Annotated in this window: 17 protein-coding genes; 4 read left to right on the top strand and 13 right to left on the bottom strand. The window is 67.1% G+C overall.

The window, feature by feature from the left end:
• Window positions 1-25 precede the first annotated feature (25 nt).
• The 4 genes from ybeY to HNS34_RS13325 form a co-directional block, all read right to left on the bottom strand.
• The gene (gene ybeY, locus HNS34_RS13340; protein WP_172320567.1) at window positions 26-520 is read right to left on the bottom strand and encodes an rRNA maturation RNase YbeY; all 495 of its coding nucleotides are present in this window, start codon (window positions 518-520) and stop codon (window positions 26-28) included.
• Window positions 521-598: 78 nt separating this feature from the next.
• Complete coding sequence (locus tag HNS34_RS13335) at window positions 599-1,588, bottom strand: PhoH family protein (RefSeq protein WP_407925864.1); 990 nt, start codon at window positions 1,586-1,588, stop codon at window positions 599-601.
• 166 nt (window positions 1,589-1,754) lie between these two features.
• Window positions 1,755-2,117: a hypothetical protein gene (locus tag HNS34_RS13330; RefSeq protein WP_172320565.1), complete on the bottom strand. Its 363-nt coding sequence runs from the start codon at window positions 2,115-2,117 to the stop codon at window positions 1,755-1,757.
• A 5-nt stretch (window positions 2,118-2,122) separates the two neighbouring features.
• Window positions 2,123-2,656, bottom strand: a complete 534-nt coding sequence (locus HNS34_RS13325; RefSeq protein WP_328700532.1) for an OmpA family protein — start codon at window positions 2,654-2,656, stop codon at window positions 2,123-2,125.
• Window positions 2,657-3,238: 582 nt separating this feature from the next.
• Here HNS34_RS13325 and HNS34_RS13320 point away from each other — a divergent pair.
• Entirely contained in the window at window positions 3,239-3,622 is a 384-nt protein-coding gene (locus HNS34_RS13320) for a hypothetical protein (RefSeq protein ID WP_172320563.1), read from the top strand.
• A 118-nt stretch (window positions 3,623-3,740) separates the two neighbouring features.
• Here HNS34_RS13320 and miaB read toward each other — a convergent pair whose 3' ends face one another.
• The gene (gene miaB / locus HNS34_RS13315; protein ID WP_172320562.1) at window positions 3,741-5,078 is read right to left on the bottom strand and encodes a tRNA (N6-isopentenyl adenosine(37)-C2)-methylthiotransferase MiaB; all 1,338 of its coding nucleotides are present in this window, start codon (window positions 5,076-5,078) and stop codon (window positions 3,741-3,743) included.
• Window positions 5,079-5,217: 139 nt separating this feature from the next.
• Between miaB and HNS34_RS13310 the strand changes: the two genes are divergently transcribed.
• Window positions 5,218-6,090 (top strand): glycosyltransferase family 2 protein, encoded by an 873-nt coding sequence (locus HNS34_RS13310; protein ID WP_172320561.1) that lies wholly within the window; start codon window positions 5,218-5,220, stop codon window positions 6,088-6,090.
• Here the strand turns inward: HNS34_RS13310 and HNS34_RS13305 are convergent.
• The 4 genes from HNS34_RS13305 to HNS34_RS13290 all read right to left on the bottom strand — a co-directional run bounded on the left by HNS34_RS13305 (window position 6,087) and on the right by HNS34_RS13290 (window position 9,057).
• Entirely contained in the window at window positions 6,087-6,968 is an 882-nt protein-coding gene (locus tag HNS34_RS13305; RefSeq protein ID WP_172320560.1) for a Hint domain-containing protein, read from the bottom strand. The two genes, HNS34_RS13310 and HNS34_RS13305, sit on opposite strands and share 4 nt — an antisense overlap.
• A 137-nt stretch (window positions 6,969-7,105) precedes the next feature.
• A complete protein-coding gene (locus tag HNS34_RS13300; RefSeq protein WP_172320559.1) occupies window positions 7,106-7,561 on the bottom strand; it encodes an Hsp20 family protein in 456 nt (151 codons plus the stop codon).
• A 140-nt stretch (window positions 7,562-7,701) separates the two neighbouring features.
• Window positions 7,702-8,535 carry a trypsin-like serine peptidase gene (locus tag HNS34_RS13295; RefSeq protein WP_172320558.1) on the bottom strand — a complete coding sequence of 278 codons (834 nt, stop codon included), beginning with the start codon at window positions 8,533-8,535 and terminating at the stop codon, window positions 7,702-7,704.
• Window positions 8,536-8,643: 108 nt separating this feature from the next.
• Window positions 8,644-9,057, bottom strand: a complete 414-nt coding sequence (locus HNS34_RS13290) for a hypothetical protein (protein ID WP_172320557.1) — start codon at window positions 9,055-9,057, stop codon at window positions 8,644-8,646.
• A gap of 166 nt (window positions 9,058-9,223) precedes the next feature.
• Here HNS34_RS13290 and HNS34_RS13285 point away from each other — a divergent pair, with 166 nt between their 5' ends.
• Window positions 9,224-9,580, top strand: coding sequence for a hypothetical protein (locus HNS34_RS13285; RefSeq protein ID WP_172320556.1), 357 nt, complete (start codon window positions 9,224-9,226; stop codon window positions 9,578-9,580).
• Between the two features lie 103 nt (window positions 9,581-9,683).
• Here HNS34_RS13285 and HNS34_RS13280 read toward each other — a convergent pair whose 3' ends face one another.
• The 4 genes from HNS34_RS13280 to HNS34_RS13265 form a co-directional block, all read right to left on the bottom strand.
• Window positions 9,684-11,750 (bottom strand): hypothetical protein, encoded by a 2,067-nt coding sequence (locus tag HNS34_RS13280; RefSeq protein WP_172320555.1) that lies wholly within the window; start codon window positions 11,748-11,750, stop codon window positions 9,684-9,686.
• Window positions 11,751-11,752: 2 nt separating this feature from the next.
• Window positions 11,753-14,509: a DUF4159 domain-containing protein gene (locus HNS34_RS13275; protein WP_172320554.1), complete on the bottom strand. Its 2,757-nt coding sequence runs from the start codon at window positions 14,507-14,509 to the stop codon at window positions 11,753-11,755.
• Between the two features lie 85 nt (window positions 14,510-14,594).
• A complete protein-coding gene (locus HNS34_RS13270; RefSeq protein WP_172320553.1) occupies window positions 14,595-15,488 on the bottom strand; it encodes a DUF58 domain-containing protein in 894 nt (297 codons plus the stop codon).
• The gene (locus HNS34_RS13265) at window positions 15,485-16,492 is read right to left on the bottom strand and encodes an AAA family ATPase (RefSeq protein WP_172320552.1); all 1,008 of its coding nucleotides are present in this window, start codon (window positions 16,490-16,492) and stop codon (window positions 15,485-15,487) included. Before HNS34_RS13265 ends, HNS34_RS13270 begins: the two co-directional genes overlap by 4 nt.
• Before the next feature lie 86 nt (window positions 16,493-16,578).
• On the opposite strand from HNS34_RS13265, the gene HNS34_RS13260 reads away from it, so the two are divergent.
• The gene (locus HNS34_RS13260; protein ID WP_172320630.1) at window positions 16,579-17,157 is read left to right on the top strand and encodes a DUF1285 domain-containing protein; all 579 of its coding nucleotides are present in this window, start codon (window positions 16,579-16,581) and stop codon (window positions 17,155-17,157) included.
• Window positions 17,158-17,220 lie beyond the last annotated feature (63 nt).

Here is a 17,220-nt window from a genome sequence, read left to right as displayed (position 1 = left end):
GCGCGCGGAAATTGCGCCCGCGACCCTAATATGGGGCAGGCACCCCCAAAATTGCAAGGATGCGCGTCTCAAGCCCCTCCATGACGGCGGCATCGGCGTCGTTTATGTGATCAAAACCCAACAGATGCAGGGTGCCATGCACCAGAAGGTGACTGAGATGATGGGCAAAAGGCCGCCCGAGGTCGCGCGCCTCGCGCTCGCAGGTCTCATGGGCGATGGCGATATCGCCCAGTTCGACGGGTGGGCCGCCTGCCGGGGCTGTGGGCAGGTCGGGCCTTTCGCCAAGGGGCAGGGCAATCTCCTCGGCGGGCCAGCTCAGCACGTTGGTGGGCGTGGGTTTGCCGCGAAAATCGGCGTTGAGATCGGCGATGCGGGCATCGTCACAGGCCAGGAGGCTGATCTCGAAGCGGTCCGGGTCCAACTCCAGATGGCGCAGCGCCGCATCGCAGGCGGCCTCGGCCAGCGCGGTGAACGCCGCATCGTCCCAGTCGCCCGCCTCGACGATGACATCGACGCTCATCGCGCGGTCCTTGGCAGGAAGAATTTTCCGCAAAATTCTTCGGGTGGAAAAATCTTCAGAAAGATTTTTCGCACCACCTCACGCAGGGCTATCCGCATCATAGGCCTCGATGATCCTGGCCACCATCGGGTGGCGCACCACGTCCTTGGCGGTGAAATAGTTGAAGGATATTCCCTCGATCCCCTCAAGAATCCGCTCGGCATCGCGCAAGCCGCTGGTCACGCCGCGCGGCAGATCGACCTGGCTGCGGTCGCCGGTGATCACCATGCGGCTGCCGCGCCCAAGCCGGGTCAGGAACATCTTCATCTGCATCGTGGTTGCATTCTGCGCCTCGTCCAGCACCACGAAAGCGTTGGACAGCGTCCGCCCCCGCATGAAGGCCAGCGGCGCGATCTCGATCTGCTTTTCCTCGATCAGCTTGCCCAGTTGCTTGGCAGGCAGGAAATCGTTCAGCGCGTCATAGAGCGGCTGCATGTAGGGATCGACCTTGTCCTTCATGTCGCCGGGCAGGAAACCCAGGCGTTCGCCCGCCTCGACCGCCGGACGGCTGAGGATGATCTTGTCGACATGGCCGCCCATCATCTGGTTCACCGCCACCGCGACCGCCAGATAGGTCTTGCCGGTGCCCGCCGGCCCGATGCCGAAGGCCAGTTCATTGTCGAAGAGCGCCCGCACATAGGCCTGCTGCGCCAATGTGCGCGGCTCGATCGTCTTCTTGCGGGTCTTGATCTCCAGCGCGCCGCCCTGGAACATCTCCATCTGGTCGCCGTCGCGCGCGCCGGTTCCCTCGCCGGAATTGCCAAGCCGCACGATGGCGTCGATATCGCCGGGGCTGAGGCCGCGCCCCGCCTCGGCCCGTTCATAGAGCACCTCGAGCACCTTCGCCGCTTCCTCGCGCGCGCCGCCCAGCACCTCGACCGCGTTGCCACGGCGGATGATCTGCACATCCATCAGGTGTTCGATCTGGGCAAGGTTGCGGTCGAATTCGCCACATAGCGCGATCAACAACCGATTGTCGGGAAATTCGAGGGTCAGTTCCGGCGGGGTCTCGGCCTGGGCCGGAGACATGGAGGTTGTCGCCAAGGGCGTCTCCCGTGAAGGTGAATCTGTCTCCACTGTGGCAAGCCAGCCGGGGCAAGGCAACCGCCAGAACGCTGCAAGACCGAAATGGAGGCCCCCAACGGCAAACGGGCGGCCCGTCATGGACCGCCCGCCTGGAAAATGGTCGTCCCGGTTACGGGGTGCGCGGCACGCGGTCGCGGATACCGGCGCCCGCCTGGGTGTCACCGACGATGGAGCCCGGAGGCGCCACATTGGTGCAGACCGGCAGCCCGCTGACCGGATCGCGGCGGCGCGACCAGTAGCCTTCCAGCCCGTCATCGATCATCCAGATCTGGCAGCCGTCGGGGTCGATATAGATCCCGGCCTCCATCGTGGACAGATGCGCGGCGTCGCGGCCCCGGTCATCGCCGATGGCGCGCAGCGGGGCGGGATCGCTGGTCGAGGTCACGCCCTCGAAGTTTTCGGCACAAGCCGACAGCAGCAGCGCCGTGCCAAGGGTGGCCGTGAACTTCAGCGGTGTGGAAAAAGTCATCATGGCAGTCACCTGTAGCATACGATTTCGACGCGGCGGTTCAGCTGCATGTTCGCAGCGCTGTTGTTCGGGGCCACCGGACGGCGTTCGCCATATCCGATCTCCCGCGCCACCTGCGCACCGACCGAACGCGCCACGGCGGCAACCGAGGCGGCACGGCGCTGCGACAGCCGCATGTTGTATTCATCCGAGGCGCGGCTGTCGGTATGGCCGTAGATCGCATAGGCGAAGGCCCCCGCGCTGGTGAAGAACTGCGACAGGCGTTCGCGCGCGCCCGGCATCAGGCGGGCACTGTCGGTGTGGAACAGCGTGTCGGTGTTTTCCACCGAGCAGGTGTTCATGTCCAGGCAGACCGGCATCCCGTTCTGCGGGTTCACCCGGCCCTCCATATAGCCCTCGACCCCGCCATCGGCGGCCCAGTGCATGCAGCCATCCGGGTCGATCCAGATGGTCGGCTCCACGGTGCCGGTGATCGTGGCCGTGCTTTGCGCGGCGGCCAAGCCCGGCAGCAGAGACGCCGCCCCGATTGCAATGACCCCCACGATGGCAGACCCGAATTTCGGTAATAGTAAACGCATTGCGGCAGCACCCCCTTTGTCCGTCGGCCAATTTCCTGGCGCGTTTCTTGCTTGATGTCCCGGCCTGGCAGGGCCGAGTGGAAAAATCCCGGTTGTTTTTCAAACAGTAGCAAGATTGCGCGCCATTGGAAGCCTGAATTGGCAAAAACACACGCGCCGCGCGAAAAGACCGGCCTCGAAGATGGCTGAAATCGCAGGAGAACCCCGCGCCGCCGATCGCCGCGAAACGCCCGGATCGGGACCGCGCGACGCGTTAACCGATTCGGGCGCCCCCATGTTCGGAACCCCCGGATTGTGGCGGATTTTAGGAAAATTGCAGGAAACATGGCGGGCAACGGCCCGCTTTGTCCCGGCCCTGCGAACAATAGGCCAAGACCGCCCCTTTGTTTCGCAAAACGGCAGGCCGGGTACGACCGGACTTCACAGCCGCTGCCAAAAAGTTAAAATCGGATTAACAGGCAAGGGGGGAAGAGGATCGGCGCGAACCGGCCCGCCCATCATCGTGCAGATGGTCATCACTACGTCACGAAAAAGGATGGGAAGATAATGAAACGCCCCTTGATTGCCACTGCCCTCATCGCCGCCCTGGCCACCGCCGCGCCCGCCGTGGCCGGCGGCGTGCATGGCGGCTATGGCCACGGCCACCAGCACGGTTATGCAAATCAGCAAGGCCACCAGTACCGCAACGTCCGCGTCATCAGCGCGACGGTCACGATCAGCTGCTTCCGCGGCCCCTGGGAGGAGGTGATCTGGGACCGCCCCGAGCCGGTCTTCGTCGATAGCCTGGTCGGCATCGGCTATACCTACCCCGAGGCGCATGCCATCGGCGAACGGGTTTGCCGCGACTCCACCGGGGTCGGCAACCCGGAGAATATCCGATCGACCATGCTGAACATCATCGAAAGCGAACCGCCGCGCTGGCAACAGTGATGCGAGGGGGCCGTATCAGGCGGCCCCTTCCCGAGCGTTTCAGGTTCCACCGGACCCAAGGTATCGGTTTTCGCGTTCGGCTCCGAAAAGGGACCAGGCAGGGAAAACCGATACCTCTTCAGGCCGAAACGCTCTGCGTCACCAGTTCGCCCTTCAGCGAATTGGCCCGGCTTTCCACGATCCGCACGGTGGCAATCTGACCGATCAGGTCCGCCGGCGCATCGGCATGGACGGCGTGCAGATAGTCGGACTTGCCGATGAGCTGCCCCGCCTCGCGGCCCGGTTTCTCGAACAGCACCCGCACCTCGCGGCCAACCATGGCGTCCTGCGCCGCCCTTTGCTGACGCCCGAGCAATGCCTGCAAGCGCTGCAACCGCTCCGACGCGACCTCATCGGGCACCGGCGGTTTCTCGGCGGCAGGCGTGCCGGGGCGTGCGGAATACTTGAAGGAATAGGCCTGCCCGTAGCCGACCGCCTCCACCAGGTCCAGCGTGGCCTGGAACTCCTCTTCCGTTTCGCCGGGAAAGCCGACGATGAAATCGCCCGACAGCAGCAGGTCGGGCCGCGCCGCGCGGATGCGCGCGATCAGCGCCACATATTCCGCCGCATTGTGCTTGCGGTTCATCGCCTTCAACACCCGGTCGGACCCCGATTGCACCGGCAGATGCAGATAGGGCATCAGCTTGGCGCAATCGCCATGCGCGGCGATCAGGTCGTCCTCCATGTCATTGGGATGCGAGGTGGTGAAGCGGATACGGTCGAGCCCGTCGATCTCGGCCATCGCCCGAATGAGCCGCGCCAGACCCCATTCGCCATCCGGCCCTTGCCCATGATAGGCATTCACGTTCTGGCCCAGAAGCGTGATCTCGCGCACGCCGCGATCGACCAACTCGCGCGCCTCGGTCAGCAACCGCTCCACCGGGCGCGACACCTCGGCCCCGCGCGTATAGGGCACCACGCAGAAGGCGCAGAACTTGTCGCAGCCTTCCTGCACGGTCAGGAACGCGGTCGGGCCCCGCCTGGGCTTGCGCGCCTTCGGCAGGTGCAGGAATTTGTCCTCTTCCGGGAAATCGGTGTCCAGCGCCTTTTCGCCCGCCTCGACCGCGCGCGCCATTGCGGGCAGGCGGTGATAGGTCTGCGGCCCGACAACCAGGTCGACCATCGGCTGGCGGCGCATGATCTCCTCGCCCTCGGCCTGCGCCACGCATCCGGCGACGCCGATCTTGAGGTCGGGCTTGGCCTCGCGCAGGGGGCGGAAGCGGCCAAGCTCGGAATAGACCTTCTCGGCGGCCTTCTCGCGGATATGGCAGGTGTTGAGCAGGATCATGTCGGCCTCTTCCGCCGTTGCGACCTGCTCATAACCTTCCGACCCGAGCGCCTCGGCCATGCGCTCGCTGTCATAGACATTCATCTGACAGCCATAGGTCTTGACGAAAAGCTTCTTGGGCGCGGACATGGCGGGGGCCTCCATTGCGGGCGGATCACCTGCGCCATCTACCCCATGCCCCGCCCCGCTTCAATGCGCACGGGTGTTTGCAAAATCGAAAGCCAAAGGGCAGAGTATGCGCCGGGCAGAAAAACCGGGGCCAACCCAGATGATCCATTCCTCCATTTCCAGCTTCGCCGCCCAGGCGCGGCGCACACCGCTCGGGCGCGGCCCCTTCGCCATCGTCATCGCCGAGGACCGGACCGAGCTGACGACGACGCTGGATCACCTGACCCATCTGGGCTTTCGCCGCCTGTTCCTGGTTGCGCCCGACGATGTCGACCTGCCCGACGATATCGACGATGCCTCCATCGTCGAGGTGATCCGCCACCCGACCCGCCAGCCGGGCACCGCGCCCGCCATCGTCAATGCCCTGATCAAGCTGGTGCCGGGTGAGTGGATTCACTACTGCTACAACGCCGAATACCTGTTCTTCCCCTTCTGCGAACAGCGCCGCATCGGCGAGGCCATCGCCTTTGTCATGGAGGAGCGGCGCAATGTCGTGCCGACCTATGTGATCGACCTCTATGCCGAGGATCTGACCCGCTATACCGATGCCGTGTCGCTGGAAACCGCGCATCTGGACAGCTCAGGCTATTACGCCGAGACCCGGCGCAACGCGGATGACGAGGTTCTGGACCGGCAGCTCAACTTCTACGGCGGGCTGCGCTGGCGGTTCGAGGAGCATGTCCCGGCCCCGAAACGCCGCATCGACCGGTCGAGCCTGTTCCAGGCCATGCCGGGGCTGACGCTCAACGACGATCACACGCTGTCCGACCCCGAGATGAACACCTATACCTGCCCCTGGCATCACTCGATGTCGGCCACGGTCTGTTCCTTCCGCGTCGCCAAGGCGCTGCGGTCGAACCCCGGATCGCGCCATGACGTGGACAGTTTCCGCTGGCACAAATCGACCCGTTTCTTCTGGTCGTCCCAGCAATTGATGGAACTGGGGCTGATGGAACCGGGCCAGTGGTTCTAGGCCACGTCGGGCCGTGACAGGCCCCGGAACCGCGGATCCAGCCGGTCGGGGTGAAAGGCCGGATCCTTGAGGTAGATGGGCCGCGCGGGCGTCATCCGGCACGGCGCGGTCTGGCCCGCGATCAGCCGGTCGCGCGGATGGATCAGCAGGGTTTCGGTGGCCAGCCCCTCGGCCAGGATCACCTCATGCGCGTCCATCGCAAGGTTGATGAAACCGGCCTCGGCGCAGCCGCGCACCCGCGTGACACCGGCCCGTCCGACCAGCTTGCTGGCCGCGATCAGCAGCTCCGCCCCGGTGACGGGATGTCGGATCACGATGCGCTGATAGGGGGCGACGGTCAGTGCACGGCACGGCACCCCGCGCCCGAGCGCGCCGAACGAGATCATGACCGGGCGCGAGGGGTCATCCGGTCCGGCAAAGCGACGGGCCTGGCGGATGATCTGGCGCACCGGTTGCAGGCCATGGTCGCGGGTGCGCAGAAGATCGCCTTCGACCAGGTCGCGCGCCGGTCTGGAACCTTCCGCCGTCTGCACCAACGTGTCGGCGGTCAGCTGCACCGGCCCGCCAAGGCAGACGAAATGACGATCCTCAAGCGCGCCCGGAGCAACACCCGTCAACCGCAGCGACCCGCCATCGTCGAACCGGATCAGCGCGTCACGGCCCGAGGGGTGCAGCCGTGAGCGGATATCGGCCATCGTCTGCATCTCGTAGCGGTCGAAGATGATGCGGTCGCCGACACCGGGCGAGAACCCCGCGATCACCTCATGGCCGGGGCCTTCGCGCACCACGAACTGATCGGCCCCGCGCGTCGGCGCAGCACCCGCCTCGTCGAGGTCGGGCCAGAGCATTTCCCGCCCCAATGGCTGCTGATCGTCCATGTCCCTTGGCCCGGCTATCGCTGTCAGTCGCGCCCATAAGGCCATGAAATGGTTTCCGCAGCGCTAACGGGGCCCCCGAGACGAAAAACGCAGCCCCGAGGGGCTGCGTCTGATCACTCGGATCCGGGCGCGAGGGCTTACGCGGCCTCGGATTCAATCGCCTTGGGCGTCTCCGTCGCGATCTCGATCTGGCGCGGTTTCAGCGCCTCGGGCACTTCGCGCACCAGGTCGATATGCAGCATGCCGGCCTCGTGGCTGGCGCCGGTCACGCGGACATGGTCGGCCAGGTGGAACCGCTTCTCGAATGCGCGCGTGGCGATGCCGCGATGCAGGTAGGTGCGATCGGACTCGTCCTTCTCGCGGCGGGCCGAAACGATCAGGCCGTTTTCGCGCTGCTCGATATTCAGATCCTCGGCGGCGAAACCGGCCACCGCGATCGAGATGCGATAGGCGTCGTCGTCGGTCTTTTCGATATTGTAGGGCGGATAGGTCGTGGCGCCGGTATCCTGGGTCATGACCCGGTCCAGCAGGTCCGCCATACGGTCAAAGCCGACACTGGCGCGGTAAAGCGGGGTGAAATCATGGGTACGCATGGTGGTCATCCTCTTTGCTTGTCTTGAGCGATAACGATCTGTCGGGCGGTCCGTCATGGCACCGCCCTTTGAGTCTTGTCCCGGCCCCTTTTCTGCGGGCACCGGAACAACATGCGATTTGGGAACCCTGCGCCCGCCCGTCAAGGGGTGACGCGAATGAACCTTGCGCCGATATCCTCGGTCCCGTCATTGCCCGCGCTCAGCGTGCGGATGCGGCTGGCCTCGCGGCTGAAAACGTCGTCGGTGCGGTCCAGCAGGTCCAGGATCGGGGCCAGCCCGCCGCCCAGATCGGCGGCCAGCGACACCGGATCATCGTACCATTCGGCCTGGGCCGAAATGACCGAGACGATGCCAAGCCGCCCGTTTTGCCGCAGGAACACCGGCGCGCCGGAGGAGCCGGGGTCGATATGGCACGACAGCACCTGCAATCCACCCTCGCCCGCGCGCACATCGCACCCATCCTCCAGCGAGGCGTAATCCGCCCGGTCGCGCCCGTAGGAGACGATCTGCACCAGATCGCCCACCGCCGCCTGCCCCCGCGCGGGGATCGGTTGAACCATCTCGGCGGGGATCGCGCGGTCAAGCTCCAGGATGGCGATATCGGTGCGCACCTGGTCCAGCTGGTCGGCCAGGTCGGTGGCGTAGCCGGGATGGATCACGCTGCGCCGGACAGTGCGAAAGGCGACCGGGCGACCGTTGCGCAGCCCCGCGTTGAAACTGAACCCGGACTCGGGCAGGCGCTCTCCGGTCTGGGGGTGAAACAGGCAATGCGCCGCCGTCAGCACCAGGTCGGCGGCGATCAGCGTGCCGGTGCAGAACCCCGGCCCTGTGTCGATCCGCCCTACGGCCTGCCATTGCCGATCCGTGCCGACGCCGGTGACGGCCTCCAGCGGAGGGCCTGCCGGGGCGATGACGGGCAGGGTCTGCGCCGGGGCGGCCAGCGCCGAGAAGAGGAGGAACAGGAGCGCGCGCATGGGGCATTGGTCCTTGGCGGGAACGGTGTCGCGGCAAGGTTTACGCGCCGAGTGGGGCAAAAATTGGGCCGGGGCCCGCTACGGGCAGCGGCCCCCGCTGGCTGGTGCCTACTGCGCCACCGCCTCGCAGGGCGTGCCCGCAGGCAAGCCGCCGGGCAGGACGCTGGACAGGAACGCGTGCTGGTTCGCGGCCAGGGCGGGCAACTCGAAAAACCCGTCGAATGTCGATCCCGGCACGTTCCAGGCCACCTGGGTGCCCGCGGCAATGGCCTGGCTCGACCAGACCTTGATGTCGTTGGGGAACTCCACCGGCGTGCCGGCGACGGCACATTCCAGTTGCAGACCGGGCGTTGCGGCGGGCCGCGCCTCCTGCGCGACCATGCGCGTGTTGCCGATCGGCGCGACGGTGGCATTGCCGTCGACGACCATGAAGGCGACGCCGTTGGCCTGGGCGGCCACGCCCGCAAGGGCACCGGCCACGACCGCGGCGGCGGCAAGGGGTTTGAGGAACGGTTTGAACATGGGTCTAAAGTCCTTTGTTGCGAAAATTCGTCCGGTTCTGTCCGGGCGCTGCTCTCAGACTGACCGTTCGTGTCCCTGACACGCAATGTCGGAAAGCTGTTATCGGATGACGGGGCTCACGCAGGCGTCAGATGACAAAGGGGAATCCGGCGTGGGATAAGGGGGCATGAGATTGCTGCACGCCTTGCCCGTTCTGCTTGGTCTCGGCCTGCCCGCCATGGCCGATCCCGCCCGGATCGTGGCCATGGAGGCGTCCGAATCGGGCGGCCTCTGGCGCTTCGACGTGACCGTCGCACATGCCGATACGGGGTGGGAGGATTACGCCGATGGATGGCGGGTGGAACTGGCCGACGGCACGATCCTGGAGACCCGCGTGCTGGCGCATCCGCATGTGGATGAGCAACCCTTTACCCGCAGCCTCTTTGACGTGGCAATCCCGGACGGCGCCGACACGGTCCATATCCGGACCTCGACCAACGTGACGGGATGGGCCGAAGAGACAACCATCCACGCGCTCGATTGACCAGAGCGGTTCGGGAAACACCAATTGCTCATGGTATCGCCAAGAACACGGGAGCGCTGAAGGCGTGGCAGGGTCCTGGCGTTTCAGTATTTCCCGGAACGCTCTATTGCCGCCCCTCGCGGATCCAGCCCGCCAGCATCAGCCCCGCCGCCAGCAACAGGAACAGCCATGCGGGGAGCAGCGGCGTCACGGTGATATCCGTGGTCAGGTAGGCCGCGCGCGGGGTCACGCCGATCCAGCCCCGCCCGGAGGCGTTGCGCCCTTCCGAGACGGTGCGGATATCCGGCATCCCGTCCTCCAGCCGCATCACGCCGCCGCGCAGAACCGCCGCCGGTTCTTCCAGCAGGGCGCCGCTGGCCAGCGTCTCCTCGAACTCGCGCGGGGCGGCGGGGCCAAGCGCGATGACCGCCTCGCGGTCGCCTTCGCGCAGACGGTAAAGCCCGATCTCCGGCCCGGTGAACTCGCCCGTAAAGCGCCCCGGCGTGGATTCCTCAAGCTCGACCACCACCTCGGACCCGTCTGGCGCGGTGACGGTGACATCGCCCGCGCTGTCCTCCAGCGTCTGGCGCGTGATCACGATGGTCTGCCCATCCGCCTCGGCGCGCAGGGCCTCCTCCTCCAGTTCCGGCTCGCCCATCATCCAATGCGCAAGACGGCGCAGAAGCTCCAGTTGTGGCCCGCCGCCCTCATAGCCGCGATCCCACAGCCAGGCGTGATCCGAGGCCAGGAGCGCCACCCGCCCCTCGCCGACCCGGTCCAGCATCAGCAAAGGCCGCCCATCCACCCCGGTCATCACGGTCTGGCCGCTTTGCTCGGTGATGTCGATCTGGCGCAGCCAGCGGCCCCAGGGCGCATCGCTGCCGGGCAGCGGCGTATGCGTATCCTCCAGCCCCGTCGTCACCGGGTGACGCTGGCCGAGGTCGGAGATTTGCGGCAGGAACGGCTGCTCGATCACCTGCGCCGTGGGCCGCCCCGGCAAAATCTCGGATAGCGGCGTGCGGTAGAGCGAGGCGGCGCTGGCGAAATCCGGCCCCGTCGCCATCAGCAATGCGCCGCCATTCTCGACATAGGCGCGCACATTGTCGAGGTAGATCATCGGCAGGATGCCGCGCCGCCGGTAGCGGTCGAAAATCACCAGGTCGAACTCGTCCAGCGTTTCCAGGAACAGCTCGCGGGTTGGAAAGGCAATGAGGCTCAACTCGGTCACCGGCACCCCGTCCTGCCGGTCGGGCGGGCGCAGGATGGTGAAATGCACCAGGTCGACCGAGGGGTCCGATTTCAGCAGGTTGCGCCAGGTCCGTTGCCCCGGATGCGGCTGGCCCGAGACCAGCAGAACCCGCAACCGGTCCCGCACCCCGTTGATCTGCACCACGGCGGCGTTGTTGCGATCGGTGATCTCGCCCTCCGCCTCCGGCACTTCGAACTGGATCACGTTCATGCCCGCATGCGGCAGGGTCAGCGGCAGGTCGAACTCCCGGCCCACCGGCATCATGAAGCTGCGCGCATCCTGCCCGTCGATCGAGATGCGCAGCTCGGCCAGCCCGCCGATACTGTCGGGCACCGCGCCCTCATCCTCGATACGCAGGGTCAGCACGACCTCCTCGCCCAGGATGGCGAAGGCGGGCGCGTTCTGCACCATCAGCCGCCGGTCCCAGTCCTCCTCGGCCCCCGTGATCAGCGCGTGAAGGGGCGCGGGCAGATCGGGCGCAAGCTCGGCATCGTGGATCTGCCCGTCGGTAATCACGATCGCGCCGGCAATCCGGGCGCGCGGCTCCTCGGCCATCAACTCGGTCAGCGCGCCCATGACCAGCGATCCGGTATTGTCCGGCCCGTCGCCCACCCGGACCTCGCGCAATTCCATATCCAGCGCGTCAACCTCGCGCCGCACCGCCTCTGCCGCCGCCTCTGTCTGGTCGGGCCGGTCGGAAATGCGTTGCGAGGCGCTTTCGTCGATCACCATGAGCACAATATCGGTCAGCGGCTCGCGCTCCTCGTCCTGCAGCGACGGGTTCGCCAGCGCCAGAAGCAGCGCCAGGGCCGCCAGCGCGCGGAACGGCCAACCGGCCAGGTTGCGCCAGACCTGAAGCGCCAGGAACAGCGCGGCCAGCGCGGCCAGGGCCCAGATCACCAGCCAGGGCAGCAGCGGATCGAAAAGAAGGGTTCCGGTCATCGCTATTGCCCCAATCTGTCCAGAAGGGCGGGCACGTGCACCTGGTCGGACTTATAATTGCCGCTGAGCACATGCATCACCAGGTTGACACCGAAGCGCAGCGCGATCTCGCGCTGACGTTCCCCGGCAAACCCGCGCCCGATGGGATAGAGAGGCCGCCCGTTTTCCCCCATCGCCCAGGCCGCGGCCCAATCGTTGCCGCCGATCACCACCGGCGTGACGCCATCGTTGAGGTTGCGGAACGGCATCCCCTCGATCTGTTCGGCATCCGGCGGCGCGGCCTCGACCCAGACATCCCGGCCCAGATGGCGCCCCGGGAAGTCCTGCAACAGGTAGAAGGTGCGCGTCAGCACGTGATCCGCGGGCACCGGCTCCAGCGGCGGAATGTCCAGCGGGCGGGCGATTTCCTGAAGCGCGCGGCCATTGGGGGTCGAGGTGCCAAAGCGCCCGATATCGGCGTCGCGCGTGTCGAACACGATCATGCCGCCCCCGCGCAAATACGCATTGAGCCGGGCATAGGCGGCATCCGACGGGATCGGCTGATCGGGGCTGATCGGCCAGTAGATCATCGGGAAAAAGACCAGCTCATCATTTTCCAGGTCGATCCCGATGGGCGGCGCGGGCTCCACCGAACTGCGCCGCGCCAGTGTCAGGCCCAGCCCGTAGAGCCCCGCGCGGGATGTCTCGTCAAGCCGCGCGTCACCCGTCAGGACGTAGCCGAATGTGACCTCCGATGTCGCCAGCAGTGCCAGCGCCTCGTCCGACTCCTCCTGCGCCTGCGCCTCGGGCGCGAGCGTCACGGCCAGGAGCAGCACGGCGGTCCGCGCCAGCCCCGGCAAGCGCCCCGACAGCCACAGCGCGGCCAGCGAGTCGATCAAGAGAGCCACGAACGCCCCGCTCAGGAAGGCCCAGGCCAGCGTCACCACCGGGCGCGCATCCATGCCTTCGACCGGGATGGCGGCGGGCCAACTGGCGGCACTCAGCATTTCCTCGGCCCCCAGGACGTTGCGCGCCACCCGGCGCTCGGACCCGGAATAGAGACCGGGCAGCAACGCTGCCGACAGCGGCGCGGTGGCCAGGTCGATCCCGTCGACACCGGGCATCACGCCCGCCTCGCGCCGCGTGCCGAACCCGTCCAGCAACACTTCCGGCACCCAGGTGATTCCGGCCAGGTCGATCGCGTCGGGGTCCACGGGGCGGGTGGAAATCGCCAGCCGCTCCAGCATCTGCACGAACAGGCCCGACAGCGGCAAGGTCGACCATTCCGCATTCGCGGTGACATGGAACAGCACGATCTGTCCCTGCCCCAGACGCGCCCGCGTCACCAGCGGCGTGCCATCGGCAAGGGCCGCGATGGAGCGGCTGGCAAGCTCGGGGTCGGGCTGCGCCAGGACCTGGGAACTCACCCGCACATCGGCGGGGATGCGAAGCCCGTAAAACGGGCTGTCCTCGTCGAAGGCGCGCAGGGCCTTCGGTTCGCCCCAACTCATCGCGCCGCCCACCGTGCGCCCGCCTTCGCGCAGCCGCACCGGCAGCAGCGGATCAAGCTGGTCGCGCGCCACGTCCGAGCCCGCAAGCCGCGGCCCGGCAAAGCGCACCAGCATCCCGCCGCGTTCCACCCAGGCTTGCAAGCCTTGCGTTTCCTCGGGCGAAAGCGTGGCGACATCGGCCAGGATGATCACATCGGGGCTGGCCAGCAGCAGGTCCGACAGCCCCACCTCCAGCAGGTCCGCCGTGGGCGCCAGCGCCTGCCGCAAGTAATGCAGCGGCGACAGAAGCTCCTGCCCCTCGGCCTCGGAGGCCCCGGCAAGAAGCCCCACCTCGCGCCGTTGCAACCCGTCATCGGTCAGGCTCACCGCGCCCGCGCTGCGTTCGCCCGCGATCTGGAACCGGCTGATCCGGTTGCGCAGCTCCGGCGGCAGGTCCAGCTCCAGCTCGGCCTCGCCGTCGCCCGCCGCGAATGCCAGGTCTCCGCGCGCCAGTTCCCGCTCGACCCCCGTGGGGTCCAGCCCGAAGGCCTGCACGGTAACGGCTCGGTCGGCCTCGGTCTCCAGCCGGTATCCCGGCACCAGGATCACGCCATCCTCGAACCGCGCGGGCCCAAGGCCCAACACGTCGCGCCCGCCCTCGAAGGCAATGACACCGCCCGCATCCGCCAGCGCTTGCGCCAGGTCGTCGCGGCCGGGATGGTCCAGCCCGTCCGAAAACCAGAAACTCTGGAACTCGCCCTCGATCCCCTGCACCCAGTCAAGCGCCGCGCCCATGTCGGGGGCAAAGGGCTGCGGTTCCAGGTTGTCGAGCCGCGCCAGCCAGGTATTCGCGGCCTGGAATGCCACGCCCTCGCCCGCCGGCAGGTCGGTCAGTTGCACCAGTGCGACCGGGCGGCCATCGCGCCCCGCCTCCTCGATCAGCCCCCGCGCCCGGTCCAGCCGCACCGGCCAGTCGCGCGCCGAGGCCCAGGAGGCATCCATCAGCACCAGCAGCGGCCCGTCGGTTTCCCGCTCCTCGGGCGGGTTCAGCACCGGCCCGGCAAAGCCGATGATCGCGGCGGCCACGGCCAGCATACGCAAGAGCAAGAGCCACCAGGGTGTCTTGTCGGTCTGGCTGTCATCATCCTTGAGGCCGATCAGCAGTGCCACACCGGGAAAGCGCCTGCGGATCGGCGCAGGCGGCACCGCGCGCAACAGCCACCACAGGATCGGCAAGGCGATCAGCGCCAGCAACAGCCCCGGCGCGGCAAAGGAGAGACCTCCGATCATGGGTGCCCCCTAGAATTTGAACGGTGAAAACGCGCATCGACGCGTGGCCCGCTTTCCGCCCCCGTAAAGATGCCCCGCCCGCCCGTCACAACCGCACCTTTTCAAGCGCGCGATAGATCCACAAGAGGCTCGGCTCCGCCCCCTCTCCGGTATGGTGGCAGTGATAGCGCCATCCGGTGTGCCGCGCGATGTCGCGCAGCTGCGCCTTGCGCAGCGCAAGCCGTTTCAGATAGGCCGCGCGCAGGCCCCCCGCCTTCAGCGTCTCGAAGCGGATCGCGCCGCTCATGCTCTCGAACAGGGTCCGCCCGTCGAAGGGAAACCGTTCCTCGTCGGGGTCCAGCACCTGCACCAGCGCGCCCTTGACGCCCCGGTCGGCGGCCTGGCCAAGCGCCTCCTCGACCGGGCCGACCTCGCCCAGGAAATCCGAGAAAACCACCGCGCGCGCGCCCAGCGGCATCACCTGTGGGCGCGGCGTGCCATAGTCGCCCGCATCCTCGGGGTCCATCAGGGCGCTGGCCATGCGCATCAACTGCGCCTCGCCGCCGCGCGGGGGTTCCGCCAGATGGGTCAGCCCGACCCGTTCGCCGCCGCGCACCGCCAGGATCGCCAGCGCCATCGCCAGGGTCTGCGCACGGCGCAGCTTCGAGGGGCGCGCCTTCGACCCCGAATAGGTCATCGAGCGCGCGTCATCGACGCCGATCATCACCGATTGCGCCGCCTGCCATTCGGTCTGCCGCACGAAATGCACATCCGCCCGCGCCGAGCGCCGCCAGTCGATCGACCGCAACGCATCGCCCGCCTCGGCCTGCCGGTATTGCCAGAACTCATCGCCCGTGCCCGCCCGCTTGCGGCCATGTTCGCCCAGCAGGATCGTCGCCGCCAGGTGCTGCGCATCGGCCAGAAGCGACGGCAGGCTGCCCGCCACCGCCTCGGAGCGGGAGCGCAGGGATTCCGGCGTATGGCGGGTGTTCAGGGTCAAGCGGCCGCCTCGATCCGCGTCGCGCGGGCCGTCACCTCGTCGATCACATCCTCCAGCACCACGCCCTCGGCCCTTGCGGCAAAGCTCAGCGCCATGCGGTGCGACAGCACCGGCCGTGCCAACGCGACGACATCCTCGACCGAGGGCACCAGCCGCCCGTCCAGCAGCGCCCGCGCCCGCACCGTCAGCATCAAGGCCTGCGCCGCGCGCGGCCCCGGCCCCCAGGCGACGTGATCGCGCACCGTCTGCGGCGCGCCCTCATCCTCGGGGCGGCAGGCGCGCACGAGGTCCAGGATCGCCTCGACCACCCCGTCGCCCACCGGCATCCGGCGCACGACCTGCTGCGCGGCCATCAGATCCTCGGCGGTAAAGACCTGGTGCGCGCTGGCCTCCTCGGTCCCCGTTGTGGCCAACAGGATTCCGCGTTCGGTCTCGCGGTCCGGGTAATCGACGTCGATCTTGACCAGGAAGCGGTCAAGCTGCGCCTCGGGCAGGGGATAGGTGCCCTCCTGCTCGATCGGGTTCTGTGTCGCCAGAACGTGAAACGGCGCGGGCAGCGGGTGATGCACGCCCGCGATGGTTACCTCACGCTCCTGCATCGCCTGCAACAGCGCCGATTGCGTCCGCGGGCTGGCGCGATTGATCTCGTCGGCCATCAGAAGCTGGCAGAAGACGGGGCCCTGGATGAACCGGAACGACCGCGCGCCGTCATCCGAGGTCTCCAGCACCTCGGAGCCAAGGATGTCGGCGGGCATCAGGTCGGGCGTGAACTGGATGCGCGCCGCCGTGAGGCCCATGACCGTCGACAGCGTGTCCACCAGCAATGTCTTGCCCAGCCCCGGCAACCCCATCAACAGGGCATGACCGCCCGAGAGAAGGGCCGCAAGCGACAGGTCCACGACCTGCCCCTGGCCGATGATCCGCGTAGCGATCGAGGCGCGCGCCTCGGCCAACCGGCGGCCTAGCGCTTCTATCTCGTCGACAAGCTTTTCGGGGTCAGACATGGCAATGCTCCGCTCGAGGATTTATATCGGCTCAGTAAAGACAACTATCGCGCCGACCACAAATGGCAAAAGCCGAAACAGGACAAATCATCGTGAAACCAACCGCCGACAGCCTGATGAAAGCCGCCAGGGAGGCCCAGAAGGGCGGCAAAATTCCGCCCGTCCACCTGTGGAACCCTGAATTCTGCGGCGATCTGGACATGGAGATCCGGCGCGACGGCACCTGGTTCTACATGGGCACGCCCATCGGGCGGCACGCGCTGGTCAAGCTGTTCTCGTCGATCCTGAAACTGGAGGATGGCCAGTATTTCCTGGTCACGCCGGTGGAAAAGGTCGGCATCCGCGTCGTCGACAAGCCCTTCGTCGCGGTCGATATCGAGGCGGCGGGCGCGGGCGCCGAGCAGGTCATCAGTTTCACCACAAGCGTGGAGGATACCGTCATCGCCGGGCCCGAGCATCCTATCCGCGTGGTGCGCGACGAGGAGGGCGAGCCTTCACCTTACGTCATGGTGCGCGCGGGCATGGAGGCGCTGATCGACCGCAAGAGCTTCTACCGGCTGGTCGATCTCGGCGAATCCCACGTGATCGACGGCACCGACTGGTTCGGCGTCTGGTCGCAGGCCACGTTCTTCCCGATCATCCCGGTCGCTGACCTGGACGGCTGAGCGCGAAACGCGTTTTCGAAAACGCGTGGCGCAAACCGCGTCGCCGCGGTTTCCCGCCCGAAA

It is taken from the genome of Alterinioella nitratireducens, assembly GCF_013155465.1.
In the GTDB taxonomy this organism is placed as follows: Bacteria; Pseudomonadota; Alphaproteobacteria; order Rhodobacterales; family Rhodobacteraceae; genus Alterinioella; species Alterinioella nitratireducens.
Note: the sequence above shows the minus strand (reverse complement) of the source record. Positions and strands in the feature narration are given on the sequence as shown.